Annotated in this window: 12 protein-coding genes; 2 read left to right on the top strand and 10 right to left on the bottom strand. The window is 64.9% G+C overall.

The window, feature by feature from the left end; all coding sequences use genetic code 11:
• Positions 1-36: 36 nt before the first annotated feature.
• From C8E83_RS15000 to C8E83_RS14985, 4 genes are read right to left on the bottom strand one after another with little or no spacing between them, the layout of a single operon-like run.
• A complete protein-coding gene (locus tag C8E83_RS15000) occupies positions 37-1,008 on the bottom strand; it encodes an ABC transporter ATP-binding protein (protein WP_211331709.1) in 972 nt (323 codons plus the stop codon).
• Positions 1,005-1,808 carry an ABC transporter ATP-binding protein gene (locus tag C8E83_RS19780; RefSeq protein WP_121370697.1) on the bottom strand — a complete coding sequence of 268 codons (804 nt, stop codon included), beginning with the start codon at positions 1,806-1,808 and terminating at the stop codon, positions 1,005-1,007. The genes C8E83_RS15000 and C8E83_RS19780 overlap by 4 nt, the downstream gene beginning before the upstream one ends.
• On the bottom strand, positions 1,805-2,680 hold the full coding sequence (locus C8E83_RS14990; protein WP_121370695.1) for an ABC transporter permease: 876 nt from the start codon (positions 2,678-2,680) through the stop codon (positions 1,805-1,807). The genes C8E83_RS19780 and C8E83_RS14990 overlap by 4 nt, the downstream gene beginning before the upstream one ends.
• Complete coding sequence (locus tag C8E83_RS14985) at positions 2,677-3,753, bottom strand: ABC transporter permease (protein WP_121370693.1); 1,077 nt, start codon at positions 3,751-3,753, stop codon at positions 2,677-2,679. Before C8E83_RS14985 ends, C8E83_RS14990 begins: the two co-directional genes overlap by 4 nt.
• Positions 3,754-3,953: 200 nt before the next feature.
• On the opposite strand from C8E83_RS14985, the gene C8E83_RS14980 reads away from it, so the two are divergent.
• Positions 3,954-4,667 (top strand): FadR/GntR family transcriptional regulator, encoded by a 714-nt coding sequence (locus tag C8E83_RS14980; RefSeq protein ID WP_121370691.1) that lies wholly within the window; start codon positions 3,954-3,956, stop codon positions 4,665-4,667.
• A gap of 406 nt (positions 4,668-5,073) precedes the next feature.
• Here the strand turns inward: C8E83_RS14980 and C8E83_RS14975 are convergent, their stop codons facing one another.
• The 4 genes from C8E83_RS14975 to C8E83_RS14965 form a co-directional block, all read right to left on the bottom strand.
• Entirely contained in the window at positions 5,074-5,598 is a 525-nt protein-coding gene (locus C8E83_RS14975) for a hypothetical protein (RefSeq protein ID WP_121370689.1), read from the bottom strand.
• A gap of 98 nt (positions 5,599-5,696) precedes the next feature.
• The gene (locus C8E83_RS19280; RefSeq protein ID WP_147430197.1) at positions 5,697-5,882 is read right to left on the bottom strand and encodes a hypothetical protein; all 186 of its coding nucleotides are present in this window, start codon (positions 5,880-5,882) and stop codon (positions 5,697-5,699) included.
• A gap of 183 nt (positions 5,883-6,065) precedes the next feature.
• The gene (locus C8E83_RS14970) at positions 6,066-6,326 is read right to left on the bottom strand and encodes a hypothetical protein (protein ID WP_147430196.1); all 261 of its coding nucleotides are present in this window, start codon (positions 6,324-6,326) and stop codon (positions 6,066-6,068) included.
• A 189-nt stretch (positions 6,327-6,515) separates the two neighbouring features.
• Positions 6,516-13,673: a PA14 domain-containing protein gene (locus C8E83_RS14965; RefSeq protein WP_121370685.1), complete on the bottom strand. Its 7,158-nt coding sequence runs from the start codon at positions 13,671-13,673 to the stop codon at positions 6,516-6,518.
• A 480-nt stretch (positions 13,674-14,153) separates the two neighbouring features.
• Here C8E83_RS14965 and C8E83_RS14960 point away from each other — a divergent pair, with 480 nt between their 5' ends.
• The gene (locus tag C8E83_RS14960) at positions 14,154-14,426 is read left to right on the top strand and encodes a helix-turn-helix domain-containing protein (protein WP_170159952.1); all 273 of its coding nucleotides are present in this window, start codon (positions 14,154-14,156) and stop codon (positions 14,424-14,426) included.
• A gap of 393 nt (positions 14,427-14,819) precedes the next feature.
• On the opposite strand, the gene C8E83_RS14955 is transcribed toward C8E83_RS14960, so the two are convergent.
• Both C8E83_RS14955 and C8E83_RS14950 read right to left on the bottom strand, forming a co-directional pair.
• Entirely contained in the window at positions 14,820-15,560 is a 741-nt protein-coding gene (locus tag C8E83_RS14955; RefSeq protein WP_121370681.1) for a YoaK family protein, read from the bottom strand.
• Positions 15,561-15,588: 28 nt separating this feature from the next.
• Positions 15,589-16,527, bottom strand: coding sequence for a LysR family transcriptional regulator (locus tag C8E83_RS14950; protein WP_170159951.1), 939 nt, complete (start codon positions 16,525-16,527; stop codon positions 15,589-15,591).
• Positions 16,528-16,766: the final 239 nt, after the last annotated feature.

Below are 16,766 nucleotides of genomic sequence, written 5' to 3'. Positions count from 1 at the left end.
GTGGTGATGTGAGGTGCGTGTGGTGCGTCGGAGGGGCTAGGGGGCCGAGACCGGGCAGGCGACGTCGTGCGTCGCGGTCACTGGTTCGAGGGGCGGGCGGGCGAGAGAGCAGGCCTCCTCGGCCAAGGGGCAGCGGCCGACGAGGCGGCAGCCGAGGGGTATGTTCATTGGGCTGGGGATCTCGCCGGCGAGACTGAGCCGGCTGCGGGGGCGTCCGTATGCCACGACGGGCGCTGCGGACAGCAGTGCCCGCGTGTACGGGTGCACGGGGTGCTCGAAGACGTCGGCGGTGGTTCCCTGCTCGACGATCCCGCCCAGATACATCACGAGCACCCGGTCGGCGATGCGACGGACGACGGCCAGGTCGTGGCTGATGAAGAGGTAAGCGAGCCCGTGCTCGTCCTGCAGCCGCTCGAGCAGCCGGATGATCTGCCCGCGCACCGACACGTCCAGCGACGCCGTCGGCTCGTCGAGCAGGATCACCTTCGGCTCGGCCGCCAGCGCCCGCGCGATCGACAGGCGCTGCCGCTGGCCCCCGCTCAGCTGACGGGGTCGCCGCTCGAGCAGGGTGTCGCTCAGCTCGACGTCGGCGAGGAGCGCTCGGATCCTGGCCCGACGTCCCTCGCGGTCGAGGCTCGTGTGCAGTCGCAGCGGCTCGTCGAGGGTCGCGGCGACGGTCATCCGCGGGTCGAGGGATGACATCGGGTCCTGGAACACCATCTGTAGGTCGCCGTACACGGCGGCGAGGCGCCGAGGGGTGACGTCGAGGATCGATTCGCCGTCGAGCAGCACGCGACCGGCCGTGGGCTCGACGAGGCGGGAAACGCAGCGGGCGATCGTCGATTTGCCCGATCCTGACTCTCCCACCAGCGCGACGGTCTCGCCGGCGCGGATGACGAAGTCCACGTCGTCGACCGCCGTGAGCTGCGTGTGCCTGCCGGCGCCGCGCACACGGTACTGCTTGCGCAGGCCCGAGACGTCGAGCACTGTCGTCGCGTCGGGGGTCACCGGGTCTCCACCATCCTGCTGTCGTCGATGAGCTGTCGGGTGTACGGGTCGGTCGGCGCGGAGATGATCTGCTCGCAGGATCCGATCTCCCTCACCTCGCCGCCCCGCATCACGACCACGCGGTCGCACGTTTCGGCGACAACTCCGAGGTCGTGGGTGATCAGGCAGGTCGTCATGCCGGTCTCCGCCTTGATGTCGATGATGAGATCGAGCACGTCAGCCTGGATCGTCACGTCAAGGCCGGTGGTCGGCTCGTCGAGGATGAGCAAGCGCGGGCGGCTGATGAGCGCCATGGCGAGCATTGCGCGCTGCGCCATCCCGCCGGAGAACTCGTGAGGGTACTGCTGCATACGGCGGGCGGCCTCGGGCACGCGGACCCGGTCGAGCATGTGCTCCGCCTCCCTCAGGGCCTCGCGGCGGCTGACGCCGCGGTGCGCTCGGCAGACGTCGGCGAGCTGGTGGCCGACAGTGAACACCGGGTTGAGGGCGCTCCTCGCATCCTGGAACACCATGCCCACCTCGCGGCCGCGCACCCGGCGCAGCTCGTGCTCGGACGTCGACGTGAGGTCGCGGCCGCCGAGGCGGATCGAACCGGCCGTGCGACGGAAGCGCGACGGAGCAAGGCCCATCACCGCCAGGGCCGTCAGGGACTTGCCGGAGCCGGATTCGCCGACGATGGCCGTCGACGACCCCGTGGGCACCGCGAACGAGACGTGCTCGAGAACAGCGTCGATGACGCCGGGACGGTTCTCGAAGCCGCCGCTGAAGCCGTCGACCTCGAGGATGCTGTCGGCGCTCATGCGGCGCTCCCCTCGTCGCGCGCGTCGGCGACGGCGTCCGAGATGAGGTGGAACGCGGCGGCGAGCAGGAAGATGGCGAGGCCCGGGAAGCCGGAGATCCACCACTGGCCGGAAAGGATCGCATCCTGCCCCTTGGCGATCATCGACCCCCACTCGGCCGAGCCGGGCTGGATGCCGAGGCCGAGGTAACCGAGGGCACCGACGGTGGAGACGACATAGGAGGCATTGACCGATGCGAAGGTCAGCAGGGGCCGGAGACTGTTGGGCACCACGTGGGCGAAGAGCACGCCGAACGGTCCTCGGCCCACCAGGCGGGCGGCGTCGGCGAACTGCCACTGCTTCTTCGAGCTGACCTCGGCACGGGCGAGCCGGACGTAGTCGGGTAGGGGCAGCACCGCGACCACGAAGACGACGTTGACGATGCCGGGACCGGCGACGGCGATCACCAGGACGGCGAGCAGCAGCGACGGGAAGGAGTTGAGGAGTTCGAGCACGCGCATCGTCACGTAGTCGAAGACGCCGCCGAAGAATCCCGCGAGGCTGCCCCAGAGCGTGCCGACGATGAGAGCGAGTAACACGACGACTACGGTGATGCTCACGTCGGTGGTCGCGGCCGCCATGGTGCGAGAGAGCACGTCGCCGCCGAGGTCGTCCGTCCCGAACGGGTGCGCGAGGCTTGGCGGCGACGACAGAGGGCCGACCGCGGAGGCGCCAGGTGCGTACGGGGTCCAGAAGATGGCCACGATGCCGCTCGCGATGAGGAGGCCGAGTAGGCCGACGCCCACCCAGAGCGACCACGATCGCGAAGGCGAGCCGGACCGGGCTCGCGCTGGTCTGATCAGGCGCGGCAAACCGATGGACGGGGCCGTCATGAGGCGCTCCTTCGTGGATCGACACGGGTGTAGACGAGTTCGAGCACGGCCCAGATCACGACGTAGAGCGTCGCGACGTAGAGCACGAATCCCTGGATGACGGGATAGTCGGACGACTGGATTGCGGTGATGGCCAACTGGCCGATGCCGGGCCAGCCGAAGATCCCCTCGACGAGAACGGAGCCGGCGAGGGTCCATCCCACGAGGCCGGCGCCGAGGGTGAGGACCGACAGCAGGCCCGGTTTGAGCGCGTAGGCGAACCAGATGCGCGGCCGAGCGATGCCCAGCGCCCTGGCTGTGCGCACATACTCGGATTCGAGTGACTCGACCATGGTCGAGCGGACTTGTCGGGCGATCGGTCCAAAGGAGCCCACAGCAAGCGTGATGACGGGCAGGATCAGCTGGCGGATCGCTGCACCGGCCGTGGCGAGATCACCGTGGAGCAGAGCGTCGGGCACGTAAAGGCCGGTGATCGCCGCCGGAGGGTTCATCCCGATCGGCAGTCGGCCGGTGGGCCCGGGCAGCGCGTGCGCGTTCACGAAGAAGATCCAGAGGAGCATCAGCCCGATCCAGAACTGGGGCAGCGCCAGCGCCCCCGTCGTGACGAAGCGGAGCACCCCGTCGACGGCCGTGTTGCGGCAGACGGCGGCCAGGACTCCGACCACGACGCCGAAGACGAGTCCGACGACGATGGCGTCGAGGCCGAGCTCCACCGTGGCGGGAAGGCGACCGAGAAGCTCGGGGCCGACCTGCTGGCCCGTCAGGTACGACGTGCCGAGGTCGCCGTGCAACAGACCGGAGAGGAAGCGGCCGTACTGCACGATGAGCGGAGCACCGAGCCCCAGTTGCTCGCGCGCCTGCTGGCGCGTCGCCTCGCTGGCCGACTCGCCCACGAACAGATTGATCGGGTCGGCGGTGAACACGCGCGACACGAGGAAAGTGAGCGAGACGATCGCGACGATCACACCGGCTGCTCCCAGAAGCCGCAACACCGGGGCTCGGAGCGAGCGGATAACCGCGACGGCAATGCCGGCCTCTCGGTGGGCCACCGGGCGTGCAGGGAGCGCGACCATCTCGGATTCCTTTCGTCTCACCAAACTGGTTGGACCAGTAGAGGTGTGGCGACAATATCTGCGTCATCGGCCAGCAATCCTTGATTTATCTGAGTTGTCACGCGGAAATAACATGCTGGAAACAAACCAGTTGAGAAGCGAGACGTCGTCTGGCTCTGACGCGAATACAGTGGTTACAAGCACCAGGAGGTCAGCGAGAGATGGTCACCACCAACGCCAGCGTCGACTTCCGTCGGCGCTCCCGCCCGCTCGGGATCGAGCTCGCGGCGCACCTCGAGCGGCAGATCCTCAACGACATCTATCCGCCCGGCTCCCTCCTCCCGGCAGAGCGCGAGATGGCCGAATCGCTTGGTGTCTCACGTACGTCCCTGCGTGAAGCGCTCCTCGAACTCGAGAGCAAGCATCTGATCGAGCGGCATCACGGAAAATCGACGCGAGTGCTGCCGCTGAACATGGAGACACTCGCGGTACAGGAGCGCCTGCACTCGATCGAAGACCGGATCCAGCACGTCATCGAAGTCGAAGACCTCATCGAGCCCGGCGTCGCGCGCCTTGCAGCTCAGCGCGCGACAGCAGCGGACATCCTGCAGCTCGAGGCGATCATCGACCGCAGCAGCGAGCACCTCACGCCCGAAGCCTCACTCGACCTTGACATCGACTTCCACTACACATTGGCGCGCGTGACACGGAACAACTTCATGCTCGGCATCAGCGGTCTTGCCTCCGAGCGCACCAGGGAGACCCGCCTTCTCGCCCACCGCACAACCGAAAGTCGAAGCGACGTGATCGCGGGGCACGCGGCCGTACTCAGCGCCGTCATCGTGCAGGACGCCGACGCGGCCGAAACGGCGATGCGCCAGCACTTGGAGGCCGTGCACCGCGCCATGCGACAGCCGGCCTCAACCGAAGACTGATCGCGGCCGGGCGCCCGCCCCTCGTTAAACACTCGAGCGATTTACTGCGGGCTCCTGACGAAACTTACGAATGCTTCCCCGAGCGCGGTCCGGGTGTCGCCAACGCGGCGGTCGCATCTAAAGCCATTCACACGTCTCTCAGAACTTGTCGATCCAATTTGATCTGGTCCGCGAATGACGCCTCCGCCAAAATGATGCAGTCTGATCAGGAGATCAAAGAGCGAGGATCCGCTGAGTAACGGTCGGGCTGGACGCCCGTCAAAGTTGCGGCGGCGGGGCGACGTCCCCTGAAATGGAGATGCCGCGTATCGCTCCTACCGCTAGTGGCCTCAACCGCATGGCACTCCGCCAACCCCGTCGCGTTCGAACCCATACTCTCGCTCGAATCGTTCGGAAGTTCATTGCCTCACGCGAGGCCCAGCGTCTGTCGGGTCTGCTCCGCGATCGCACCCAGGCCAGACGGCCGCAGGAAGAACCCGATGGGCCGGCGATAGTCGAGTAACAGCAGCGGGATCTGCCCGCTCCGAGTCGACACGATCAGTGCCGCCCGCGATCGCTGCCACACCCGCGCGACCCCCGAGTGCACCCACGTGATCTCCGACACGGGGATGTTGACATCACTGGTCGATCCCGACAATCCGCTGTGCAGCTGGACGCCCGACGGGTCGACGACGAGTGTGAAGGTCGACATCTGCCCACGATCCGGAGTGCCCGGCACCGCGTGCGACGTCTCGTGAGCCCAATACCCGGTTGCGATCACAGCTGACGGGTTCGCGGCGCGAAGTCGGCGGGCCCGACGGTACGGCGACAACCGCAGTAACAACAGCGCACCCACGATCGCGATGATGGCCAGGGGGATAGCAAGGCCGATCCACAGCTCCGCGACGTCCCGGCCACCCGATCGGGCGTATTGCTGCAACGGGATGCTCATTCGTAAGGCACCCGCTACGAGGACGCATGCGACGGCGACGAGGCCGATTCCGCGGCTTGCACCTGACTCTGACGGCAGATCGACGGGGCGTGAGTCGCTCATGCTTGACTCCGTTCACTGTTCGTATTTCTGATCGATGCGACGTCGACGGCCTGCGTGTTGAGCAGGAAACTGCTGTAACCGTTCTCCACTTCCGCCTCTGCTCGAATCAGTCGGAAGCCGTACCGGATCGCCGTGTTCGCGAACACGCAGCCGGAGGCGTAGTGCCAGACGGCGAAACCCACCCGAGCAAACTCGGGATCGACTGCGCGAACGCACGCGAAGACGACAAGGGGCAAAAGGAGACCGAAAATCGAAAGGGCAGATAGCCTAGGATGCGCTTGGCCGTCTTGGCCGCGAGTCCAGGCAGAACCTCACGCTTGTCGCCTACCTTCGCCACCACCTGGCTCTCTTCCCGCCCGCCCGGTTCACTTCGTGGACTTGGACCTTTCTTCTGCCGCAAGCCGCGATCGAGCGATGTCACCGCGGTTCCTGAGTGGCTGTTCGGAAGCGTGGCGAATGACGAGCCCGGTCTCAACGTCGATGACGTCGACGGCATCTTTTTGAAGGGGAAGCGTTGAGTACCCACGGGTCTTCTCCGCCGATTCGACTTGACGACCCCTGATGCCCGAGATGAAAAATGCAACAAGCGTCGCAAAGAATACGTAGATCAAGATCTGCCCGATCACGCTGAGAGGATGCTTCGCCCCAGACGTCGCGGGAAGTAGGCGCCCGGTGGTTCCGACAGCGATGGCGATGACGACTGTAGCGATCACCACGAAGATCATCCTCGTGGTACGGGCCGTCCATTGAAAGGCAGTTGCTCCTGGCACGCGAGAGGACTGGTATTTTTCGAATTGAACCATACTGTTAGTGCCTCACTTTCCGTAGGCGTAGCTTGCCCAACCTGTAGCCGTGCCATAAGTCGCCGGCATGAGTCCCGCGACCGTTCCCGCACCGGTTATCGCGTCCTTGCTTTCGTCTGAAAGAGTCGCACCGATCCGAAATATCTTCATTCCCTTCCCCACGCCCCCCAAGGCGAGGGCCGAAAGGTCCAGGTCGCAAGTAGATGTAAAACCGTGGCGACAGTCTAGAGCAGCGCCTACGCCGCCCGACACGAGGGAGACGCCGATTGCGACTTCTTGGACTCCAGGGATGGGGATGAGACCAATGAATCCGGTCACTGTGCTCACCGTGTTTGCAATATTTGCCACCTCATCCAGAGATCGTTGAGTGGCTTCTTTATGAGAATCGGCTCGGTTGATCGCCGCGGTCTCTAGTGCCATTTTGCCGCTCGAGACCCGGGGGGCGGCCGGTGTGTACCTGGCTGTAAGGTGTATATAGGCCGTGCTCGCATAGATTTTTCGCAGCTCTTTCGCCTGCGTGATGTACTCCTTGGTGATGTACTGCGGGGGAAATTCGTCTGCGACGAGCATGTCACCGGAGTAGTCGGAATTGTTTACTGGGTCATTCGCATATGAGTAGTCATTGTCTCCGCCGCCTGCGATTGGATCGACGGAAAGGAATCGGCCAAGGAGCGGCACATATTGCCTGTCGCCCATCTCGATCGACTCGATGGGCAGGGCAGTGGTGGTCTTCTTCCCGGCCCCGGCCGCCCATCCTCGTTCCGTCCCCGTTGTCGCTGTGTCCTTCGGGACGCTTGAGTCGGCCGTGGTCGTACCGATTTGCCCAGTTGATGGGTCTATGGAGTTCCCAAACGGATCGTAGAGGCTGACGGCTCCCGTGCGGGCGCCCGTTCCATCCGACGTGACGGCCACAGCGCCTTGCAGGTTCTCAAAGGCCGCGCTTGTCCCGGAAGCCTGGAACGACAGTTCCGCGCCGGAGAGAGCCTCCGTCTGCTCAACGACGCGACCGGCTGAATCGAACGTCCATTCACCGCCGCCGTCGCTCGAATATCGGTACGTGGTCACGTTGCCAGCCGTCGTGGTGGTTGTCATCTCAACGATGTCGCCGGCAGCGTCGCGCTCGTACGATACGGCTGCCCCCGTCGAAGACGTTGTCGACATGTGCCGGTCATCTTCGTCGTAGGTCATGGCCTCGTTAGCCAGGGTGGTGACATTGCCGTGGGCATCGTAACCAAGGTTCGCATTCGAGCCGGAGGTGGTGAGGTTCGTTGACAGCAGCTCGTCAGCATTCGATGGCGCCCCGGAGACGGTTGTCCCGGTGAGACGGTCGGCGTTGTCGTAGCAATAGGTCGTCGTCGTGGCTGCGCCGCCGTTGAGCGAGTCGGTCATCGCCGTCCGGTCACCGTCCTCCCCTGCATTCGCGTTGGTTCCGCAAGCGGATGACCCGAACGAGTAGGTCAATGAGTTGTCCGGGACGGTGGCGGCCACGAGCCTGCCCGCGCCGTCATAGGTGTAACTGGACCCATAGCTGGTTGTCCCGTCGGTGAGTGTCTCGGTCAGGATCCGCCCGGCCTGGGAGCGCACTTCGCTGTCCGTGACACTGTTTTGACCGTTCGGGAAGTGCCAATCGACCGAGTTCTCGGTGCCGGCGGCGTCATATCCGACGTTTCCGGTGACGCTGTTGCTTCCGAGGTCGACCTGGACCTGCGAGATCTTGCCTCCCGTGTATCCAACCGTTTCGAGGGGGTTCGTTCCACCGTTGGAGACGCTCAGAAGGTTTCCGTCGATGTCGTAGGACATCGTGAGGGTGGACGAGGTTCCTGCCGCCGTCGTCGAGGTCGTCGTGGTCGCCTCGCTGATGCGGTTGTACGTCGTGGTGTTGACAGTGCCCCACACGTCGGTTGCGCTGACCGTGCGCCCATCGAGGTCCGCTGTCGTGGTGACGCGGCCGTTCGTGGGCGAGTCGGGAACGCCGTTGTCCTGGGTCCAGGTCACCAGCGGGTCACCGGACGAGGTCCCGTCGGAGGTGTAGCTCGTTGTAACTGTTCGTGCGGGCGTGCTGCCGAACGACGGATACGCGACCGCTGTGACGCGGCCTCGCGAGTCGTACGTGGTGCACGTCCACGCGGTGTCACCAGGACTCTTTGAGCCGACCATACGTCCCATCACGTCATAGACGTATTGGGTAGTGCGCGCAACGCCGTCTGAATTTGTGGGTCCAGTGGTTGTCTCTGCCATCCCGTACTGAGGTGTGTTGACAGGGACGCCGCAAATGGGCGTGGAGGTGTTGAGCGCCGTCCCGTAGCTTTCGTTGTCCCCGTAGTAGGTCGAGGTGGACGTCGTTCCTGCTCCGGCGGGCATGACTGTGGTCAGTTGCCGGAGGTAGCCAGTACCCGCTTTCTCGAACGTGCTGCTGGAGGTTAGGTTGAGCGTCCCGGTTCCGGAGTCAACGACTGACGATGTCGCCTGGCCGAGCCATGGAGAAGAGCCGTACGACGTCGTTCCCGTTGTCGACTGCACCTGGCTGTTGGATACGCCGCTGACACCCGTGGGCACGGAGTCGTCTGTGTGGTTCGAGGTGGCGAGATTGTAGGCGGGCGCGAGGTCGGCGCCCGGGATGGGAACATTCGAGGAGTCCGTCGTCGGCACCGTCTTGCCGGGTGTCGCCCAGTCCAGTTCGAGGTGACCGTCTCCGGTTTCCTGGAGGTATTCCACGCGAATCCGCATGACTTCGCCTGCGGTCGCGACGACTGTGTGAACGGGCGAGTAGTGGGCGGAGTGGCTGCCCCAGTCGCTGATGACGAGCTGGTCGTTGAGAAAGACTTCGGCGCCGTCGTCTTCGTAGGTGTAGATCTCGTAGGTTCCTGCCGTCGGGAAGGTGATCAATCCGGTGAAGTCCGCCGTCCAGTCGGTGGCCGGGATCCCGGCGATGGGTGACGCGCTGCCCCAGTCGTGATCGATCTCACCGCCGGTATCGCCGGTCCCGAGCGAGTAGGCCGCGGGCACGCCGGACAGGTACTGGTTGGAGTACCAACTGGCAGCGAGGCCGTGGAGGCCGGTGTCGTAGGAGGTTGAGGTGTGTGCCGTGGGTGTTCCGAGGGCTGCGCAGGTCCCGCTCGTCGGCACGATATTCGCCTGCGAGGTTCCCAGCGAGCTGGTGGAAGTGGGGTAGCAACTGGTCGGTGCCGGCCCGTACGTGTCCGTCGCCCGATCCTGGCTGTCGTAGGCCGTGCTCGACTCTTCGCCCTGAGGGCTGATCGAGGCCATGAGGTCGTCGTGGCTGTTCCACACCGACTGAGACGTCAAGCCCGACGCGATCGCGGTGGAGACGCCCTGGAGGGCCTGGTTGTACGTGATCGTCTCCGCGTGGCCGTCGGAATTGCCGGTCGTCGGCACGGTGAGCCCTGCTTCATCGACAAACGTGGTGCCGACCGTTGTCCCGGTCGGTTGAGACGCGTAGGTGTAGGTCTTCTGTGGCTGCTGCGAAGCTGTTGCCCCGTCAGGGGCCGGAAGTGTGACACCGGTTACGAATCCGCTGGTCCAGGCATTGGACTGGTCGTAGGCGACCTGCACGTCCGTCGTGGCGGGCGACGCGTTGACGTTTCCGGTGGATGCGAGCCAGTCGTTGACCAGGGGGCTGCGGATGTCGTCGAGAAGGAACTGCCCCTGAAGCGCCCCGGTTGCCTGCTGTTCGTAACCGAAGTTCGTGATCTCGTTGCCGGGGTTGACGACTTCGGCGAGTTGGCCGTTGGCGTCGTAGTACAGGTGAGTGGCGGACCCGTCCGGGTAGACCATTTCGCAGAGCATGCCCGGGTTGAGGTCGGTGTGGAACGTGGAACCGCTGGCCGGTTCGCATGCTCCTGGCCCGTTGCCGGTCGTCGTGGCCGTCGTCGCGTTCAGGTAGAAGAACTGGACCTGTCGGCCGTAGCTCGGGGGTGTCGCGCCGTTGCTTGAGAGCGGGTCCGAAAGGCTTGTGAGTTGGGCCGACGAGTTGTACGTCGGTACCGGCGCTGCCGGCTTGCCGACGTCCTGCGGGGTGGCGACGCTGGTGAGATTTCCCGAGGCGCTGAAGAGGTACACCGTGCCGTCGGAATCGGTGAAGGTGACCGAACCGTTCTTGTCCGTCGTGAGCACTCCGGATTCACCGGCGGGCGGGGTGTAGCCACCGAATGAGGTGCGCTTGTAGGTGTGCGTCGCTCCGGTCGCGTCGACGAGAGTGATGTAGCCCTCGTGGTTCTGTTCGCTGACGTATCCGTTGGCATCGCCGTCGAGGGCCGACGACCCGGCCCAACCGGACGGCAGCGCGTTGACGGTGCGGGTGAACCACGACGGAGGGACAACCTGGGCCGTGGACGAGTTGCCCGCCTGCTGCACCTCGAGAGAGATGTGAGCGTACCCGATGCCCTGGTAGAACTGCGTCTTGATCGGAATGGGGAACTGGATTGCCTTGCCGCCGAGTGTCGCCGAAAGCCCGTTGGATGCCACGACGAGCTGCTGCGTGGCGGACGTGCCCCAGTCGAGTTCGTTGCCGGTTCCGTCGGACCACTCGTCGAGCACGGTCTGCTGCTCTGAGCCTTGGCCCAGGATGAGGCGGGCTCCGTCGTCGCGCATGAACCCGAATTCGTACGTACCGGGCGGCGGCGTCATGTAACCGTCCCATTCCGCCATGAAGTCCGTGTCTGCGAGCCCGGGGCCGGGAGAGGAGTTGTCGTTCCAGTCGAAGGCGATATCGGAGTCGGTGCGGACGATCGAGGGCGCAGGCAGCGATGAAGACGAGAAGTCGAACGACGGGCTCCCGCTGGCCGGGGTGACGTTGTAGTAGCTGCCCGTCAATCCGGCATTGCCTTGCAGTTCCGAGTCGTAGTTGAACGACATGCCCATAGACCCGCCCACGGTGCTCACCGTCGGGGAGCTGAACGACGCGCTCAGGTTGCCGTTGGCGAGGTTGACGGTGACCGGTCCATCGGTGTCCGTCGGCGCGGGGCCGGGGTTCGTGACCCGCAGATTCACGGTGAGTCGGTTGACGGACTGCATGACGTCATCGTCGTAGTCATTGACGAGGAGGTCCCACGTGTAGGAGGACCCATCGTTCAGGAGCCCTGCGGGAACGGGCCACGAGACGATACCGTTCGCCGGCGTCAGCTGCCCGGAGACGGCGACCAGGCCGCTTTGGCCGTCTTGACCGGTCGTCACCCGGATGACGTACGCCAGAGCATTGCCGTCCGTCGACGTCTCGGCGGCTGCGGTCAGGGTCGGCGTCAGTGTCGAGACGGTCGAATTGTCTGGAGGCGTCGGGGCAGCGTTGACGGGGACGGTCGGATCGGTGCTCGTCGTCCACGAGTAGACCGGAGAGGTGTTCGTGGCGCCCCACTTGTCCTCGACCGTCACCTGCCAGTAGTACTTGGTTCCTGCCTGCAGCAGGGTCGACGGCACCTTCACGCTGGTCGAGGACGTATAGGTCGACGCCGATGGGGTAGTCCAGATCGGACTCGACATATCCGAAGACGTCGAAATCGAGTACTGGTAGCCCAACGCTGAGCCGCCATTGCCGGAGTCCTGCGAACCCGACACCGTCAAGGTGGGGGTTCGAGTGTCCGTCTCGTTCGTCGGAGACGACAGGATGCTGTGGAAACCGTACGGGTCCGATTCCACCACGCGCGTGGCGGCGACGGAAGGCAGCGTTTCGTAGGTGATGGAAACTGCGGTGCTGATTTGCTTGTACGTGTATGCGGTGAGGGTCTCATCACCCGTGAGGCACAGAGGTGTCCCGCTGACGCCGTCGGCGACCATGTGCCGCATGATCGAAGTGACGTCCAGGCTCGCGCTGCCGGACGTTCCGGCGCTGAACGACGCTGACGCGCGTGTAGTCGTCTGGCACTGGAAGCCCCACTTGGCCGCTTCCGACGCTTGAACGTTCTCAGCATTCGTCGTGCCAGCCCCGTCGTAGACCTCCCCGAGCCCCGACGACAGCACATACTTGCCTTCGATGGACTCGTACTTGTAGTACGCGACAGTGCGCCAGACGGAGGGGCCGCCGTTGCGCGAGTTGCCAATGTTGGCGTAGTCCTCGCTTGCCATCAGGTCGGAGCCGTTGGAGGACTCGTAAGAGACGATCTGACCCGCAGCCGGCTGGATTGTGGACGGGTCAAGAGTCACGGGGTAGACCCGTGACGGGTCGTTCAGCCACGCCGGGTCCGGCGTGAGCGTGAGCGTCCATGTGCCGTCGCCGTTATTCGTATACGTGAGCGGAATCGTGTCGACGGCGCCCCACTGTTGTCCAGCGATTCCCGATGAGTCGGTCATGAGGGGCGTCGGCGTCTCGAGGACGGTGTTCCCTGAGGAGTCCTGGTAAAGGATCGATCCGGCGGGACCGTTCACGAGGTTAAGACCGGGTGCGTCAACAGTCCACGCGTAGCTCGGGTTCGCATCGGTCGGGGCCGAATCGAGGATTAGGGCCTCTTTCACGCCAGCCGAGTCGACCTGGTAGGAGAGGTTCGTATCGGGCATGACCGCGTTATAGGCCACGCCCTTAGACGTGGTGGCGTCGGGTTCACCGGACGCAGCCACCTCCGCCTGAGTCGGGCGGGCGACAGTCGCAGCGCGTTCCCCGTTCAGGTGGAACGACACGGTGTGCTTGCCGGCCTTGACGGTGAAGTCCGCTTTGCTTCCGGACCTCTTGGCGAACGTGGCCTGGAGAGGTTGCCCGGACGTGATGTACTGCCCGGTCTTATTGTCCTTGGAGAGCTTGGTGACGATGCGGTGCCACTTCCCGGACGTCTTCTCGTTGAGGGGGAACAACGAGACTGTGTCGGTCTTGGTGCCGTCGGCGTTCTTGTAGATGGTCTTGTACGTCGACATCGACTCGACTTTGGATGTCGCCTTCTGGAATCCCGCCTTCGGCTTGGCCTTCGCGACGATTGTCGCTGGCTTGACCGACATGGCGCCGACTGCCCCAGCTGCCCGAATGGGCGATGTGGACTGGAGGGACGCGGTCTTGCGCCCCTTCGCGTACGGGACAGGGAGAGCTTTGACCTGCGACACCGGCACGGCATGCGAGACGTGCTTCGGGGTCGTTGCAGCGTTCGCCGACGTGAGGCCGGCGAAGATGAGCGTCGCTGGCACGACGGCCGCGGTGATCAGGATGGCGCGAAGGCGCAGCTTGCGCACCATCAACGGTTCACCGCCTCAGTTGAGTCAAGAATCGGCGAAGAGTCCACGAAATGGCGCGGCATGTGATCGTCCCCTAAATGTCGGGGTCCCCATGAGCCCCGCGAGAGGGAATCTACGGCCGCGTACACACGGTCCGCGACATGAGGTAAGTAACTGTTTCGCGCGACGGGGATGACCGGACTCAGCTGACCTGAACGAGCCGTACCCCGGCGAATCCAGCAGTGCGGCAGGAGGGAGTTGAACCCCCAGGCGGTGTCGAGGCGGGCTGTACCCCGACCCAAGGGAGTCCTAGCCGAGACCTAAAGCGCTCCGCCACTAGGAGTACTCATAGTTATCTGCGGCCAGGAATTGGGCTGACCATGTGCCTCGAAATGGGGCCATGAAGCTGTGTGCTGACTTTGAGAAGATGCCGTCTACACAGCAATCGGACGCCATTTGGCTTGGTTGCCGTCTAACTGCGACGACCAAGGGGAACTGATCGTGAGCAAAAAATCGAAACGCACTGGCTGGCCGCCGTCCGACCGCCAAACACAGATTCTGGTTCTTCTCGCGCAAGGGCTGCCGTACAAGGAAATAGGCCGTCGGCTCGTTCTCGCCCCCGCCACCGTGTCGTACCACGTCACACGCATGCAGCAAGGCTCGAACGCCCGCAGCCTCGGCATGCTCATCGCCAAAGCCTTCGTCCTCGGGTTCCTCACTGCTGAGCTCCTCCCCATGCTCGGCGCCGATGACCTGCCACTCGACGGGAACTGAGCGTCGGCGGGTGGGGCTGGCGAGGGCCAGCCCGAGCATCACCCTCATCGCCGCCTTGATGGCGTCGTTGCCGCAGCGAGGCCAGGCTCCGCCGTGGGGGGCCGGGCCCTCAGACGCGCCGCGCCTCCCACGTGCGGGTTGCCAGCGTCGAAACTGCTCTGTCGGTCACTGCCAAAATTGCCTCGACGCCTGTTCGCCCAGCGCATGCACGATTGTGTCGTCACGACGCCGGTGGGCCGCCAGCTGAAGAAGCGCGGACACCTCTGCGGACGCCCACAACAGCGAAAGCCGGCCCATGTGGGCCGGCTTTCTTATTGCTGCCGGAGTTTCGCAAAACTCACAACCGAGTTTCGCGAACAACCCTAGGAGGCCGCGCTGCCCCGTCGGATATGGTCATACCGCAGCGGGCGCTGCTGTCCATGCCGCGTCGCCCCTATGGCGGAGGAGGAATGCAGTTACGAGGAGCAGCAGGCATCCCGCCGCAAGGAGAGCAAAGCAGGCGTGGCCGGTGGTGACGAGTGCGGCTCCAAAAAGTGCGCCGACAAACATGCTCAACACCGACACGGCCCGCCGCCCGACACGGCTGGCATGAGTACCCGACGAGGCCGCGCCTGACGCCACACCCGTGAGGGTCAACGTCAGGACCGTGGTCGTCAGATCCGGAACGCCCAAGGCTCGTGCCGTCGAGTTCTGCAGGCCCATGCCTGCACCGAGCAGCATGACGAGTGTCGTAAGGACGGCGGGGCTGTCCACTCGTCCACCTATCGTGGCGACAACGAAGGCGATACCCACGAGTACGGTCTGCGTCCCTGTCGCAATCAAGAGGTGACGTCCTCGGTGGGATCCGAAACGGCGGATGAACCGCCCGCCGATCACGGCCCCGAGTGCGAAGGTCGCCAGCGCCATCAGCGACGCCCACCAGACAAAATGGTGGGAGCCTCCCACGGAGAACGCCAGGAACACGACGTTTCCGGTCATGTTGGCCACGAACACGTGTCCCAGCGCCAGGTAGCTGAACGCATCGACGAGGCCCGTGACCGCGGTGAGGAGGACCAGCAGTCCGCTGAGCGGACCATGGGGATCGTCCCGGCGAGGGACGACGGTGCGGGCGGCCTGGATGAGATGGTCCTTCATGGAGTGTCCTTTCGGTCACTCGACCCTCTCAACAGCCAGTCAAGACGTCCAACACGATTTTGTGACCTCGATCATCTGTTTGCTTATGGGCTTGGAGGAGGGCGCGGAAGGCGTTCCCGGCGGTGGATCGACGTCGCGGGTCGTCGACGAGAGTGACGAAGTGCACGGCCTCGCAGTCCGTCAGTGGAAGAACAAGGAGGTCGGGATTCTCGGCGGCGCGGGCCAGGGTTTCTGGGAGCATGGCCACTCCGAGCCCCGCGGCCGCGAAGGCGAGGATGTCGGTGGCCTGCGAAAGTTCGAAGACGACCTGTGCGCGGCTCCCCGACCGGGCGATGGCGGCGTCGACGTGTCGCCTCACTCCGGTGCCCGCGGCGAAGCCGATGAGCGGGCCTAGTTCGAGAGCGTGACCGACCGAGATCGCGTCTCCGTGCACCGGGAGGCGGCTGGAGGCGACGACGGCGACGAGGGGGTCGACGGCGATGACTTCGGCCGAGAGGTCCTTCGGCACGTCGCCGGGGCCGAGCGCGACAATCGCCAGGTCGATGCGTTGCGCTTTCAGCTCGTCGAGCATCTTCGTCGATGACGCGTTGTGCACCTGCACGTCGATCCGCGGGTGCTCGTGGTGGAATCGCGCGATCGTCTCGGTGACGTCGAAGGCGCTGGACGCCGTCTGGATGAGTCCTATCCGTAGATGCCCCCTCTCAAGCCCGTGGTATTCGCGCAGCGCCGTCTGTGCCGCGTCGACGTCGGCGACGACGCGGCCGGCGTGCGGCAGGAGCACGTCTCCGGCGGGCGTGAGCGTGACCCGGCCGGGGCCTCGCACGAACAAGTCGGCGCCGACCTCCCGCTCGAGTCGGGCGATCTGTTGGCTGAGCGCGGATTGCGCGATTCGGCTACTTCGTGCGGCGCGTGTGAAGTTCCCTTCCTCGGCCAGGGCCAGGAAGTAGCGAAGATGCCGGACCTCCACTGATCCTCCTTCGACCTCGGGGCGACACGTGCTCGCAGCGGACTCTACCTGGCTCGCCAGGCGGTTCGAGCGCCCAGGCTGGGTGTCGCGACCTGATCCTCTCCACGGCGTCTGGGTAGCGCCGGTGGGTCCCGCCGGTGGGTCTGCTCCGGCGTGTGTCGCGGCTGTTGCCGGCAGCGTTCGACCGGACACTGTCCCCTATGGCAATGTCCGGTCGAAGCCGGTCGTCCTCGGTCACG

It is taken from the genome of Frondihabitans australicus (assembly GCF_003634555.1).
In the GTDB taxonomy this organism is placed as follows: domain Bacteria; phylum Actinomycetota; class Actinomycetes; order Actinomycetales; family Microbacteriaceae; genus Frondihabitans; species Frondihabitans australicus.
The sequence above is the reverse complement of the archived record's forward strand: the minus strand, read 5'-3'. Positions and strand labels throughout refer to the sequence as shown.

What these genes read in the sequence shown, in the direction of transcription:
- C8E83_RS14990 (WP_121370695.1), bottom strand. Translation starts at nt 2,680, where the DNA reads ATGACGGCCCCGTCCATCGGTTTGCCGCGCCTGATCAGACCAGCGCGA.
- C8E83_RS19780 (WP_121370697.1), bottom strand. Translation starts at nt 1,808, where the DNA reads ATGAGCGCCGACAGCATCCTCGAGGTCGACGGCTTCAGCGGCGGCTTC.
- C8E83_RS14980 (WP_121370691.1), top strand. Translation starts at nt 3,954, where the DNA reads ATGGTCACCACCAACGCCAGCGTCGACTTCCGTCGGCGCTCCCGCCCG.
- C8E83_RS14955 (WP_121370681.1), bottom strand. Translation starts at nt 15,560, where the DNA reads ATGAAGGACCATCTCATCCAGGCCGCCCGCACCGTCGTCCCTCGCCGG.
- C8E83_RS14985 (WP_121370693.1), bottom strand. Translation starts at nt 3,753, where the DNA reads ATGGTCGCGCTCCCTGCACGCCCGGTGGCCCACCGAGAGGCCGGCATT.
- C8E83_RS14975 (WP_121370689.1), bottom strand. Translation starts at nt 5,598, where the DNA reads ATGAGCATCCCGTTGCAGCAATACGCCCGATCGGGTGGCCGGGACGTC.
- C8E83_RS14965 (WP_121370685.1), bottom strand. Translation starts at nt 13,673, where the DNA reads ATGGTGCGCAAGCTGCGCCTTCGCGCCATCCTGATCACCGCGGCCGTC.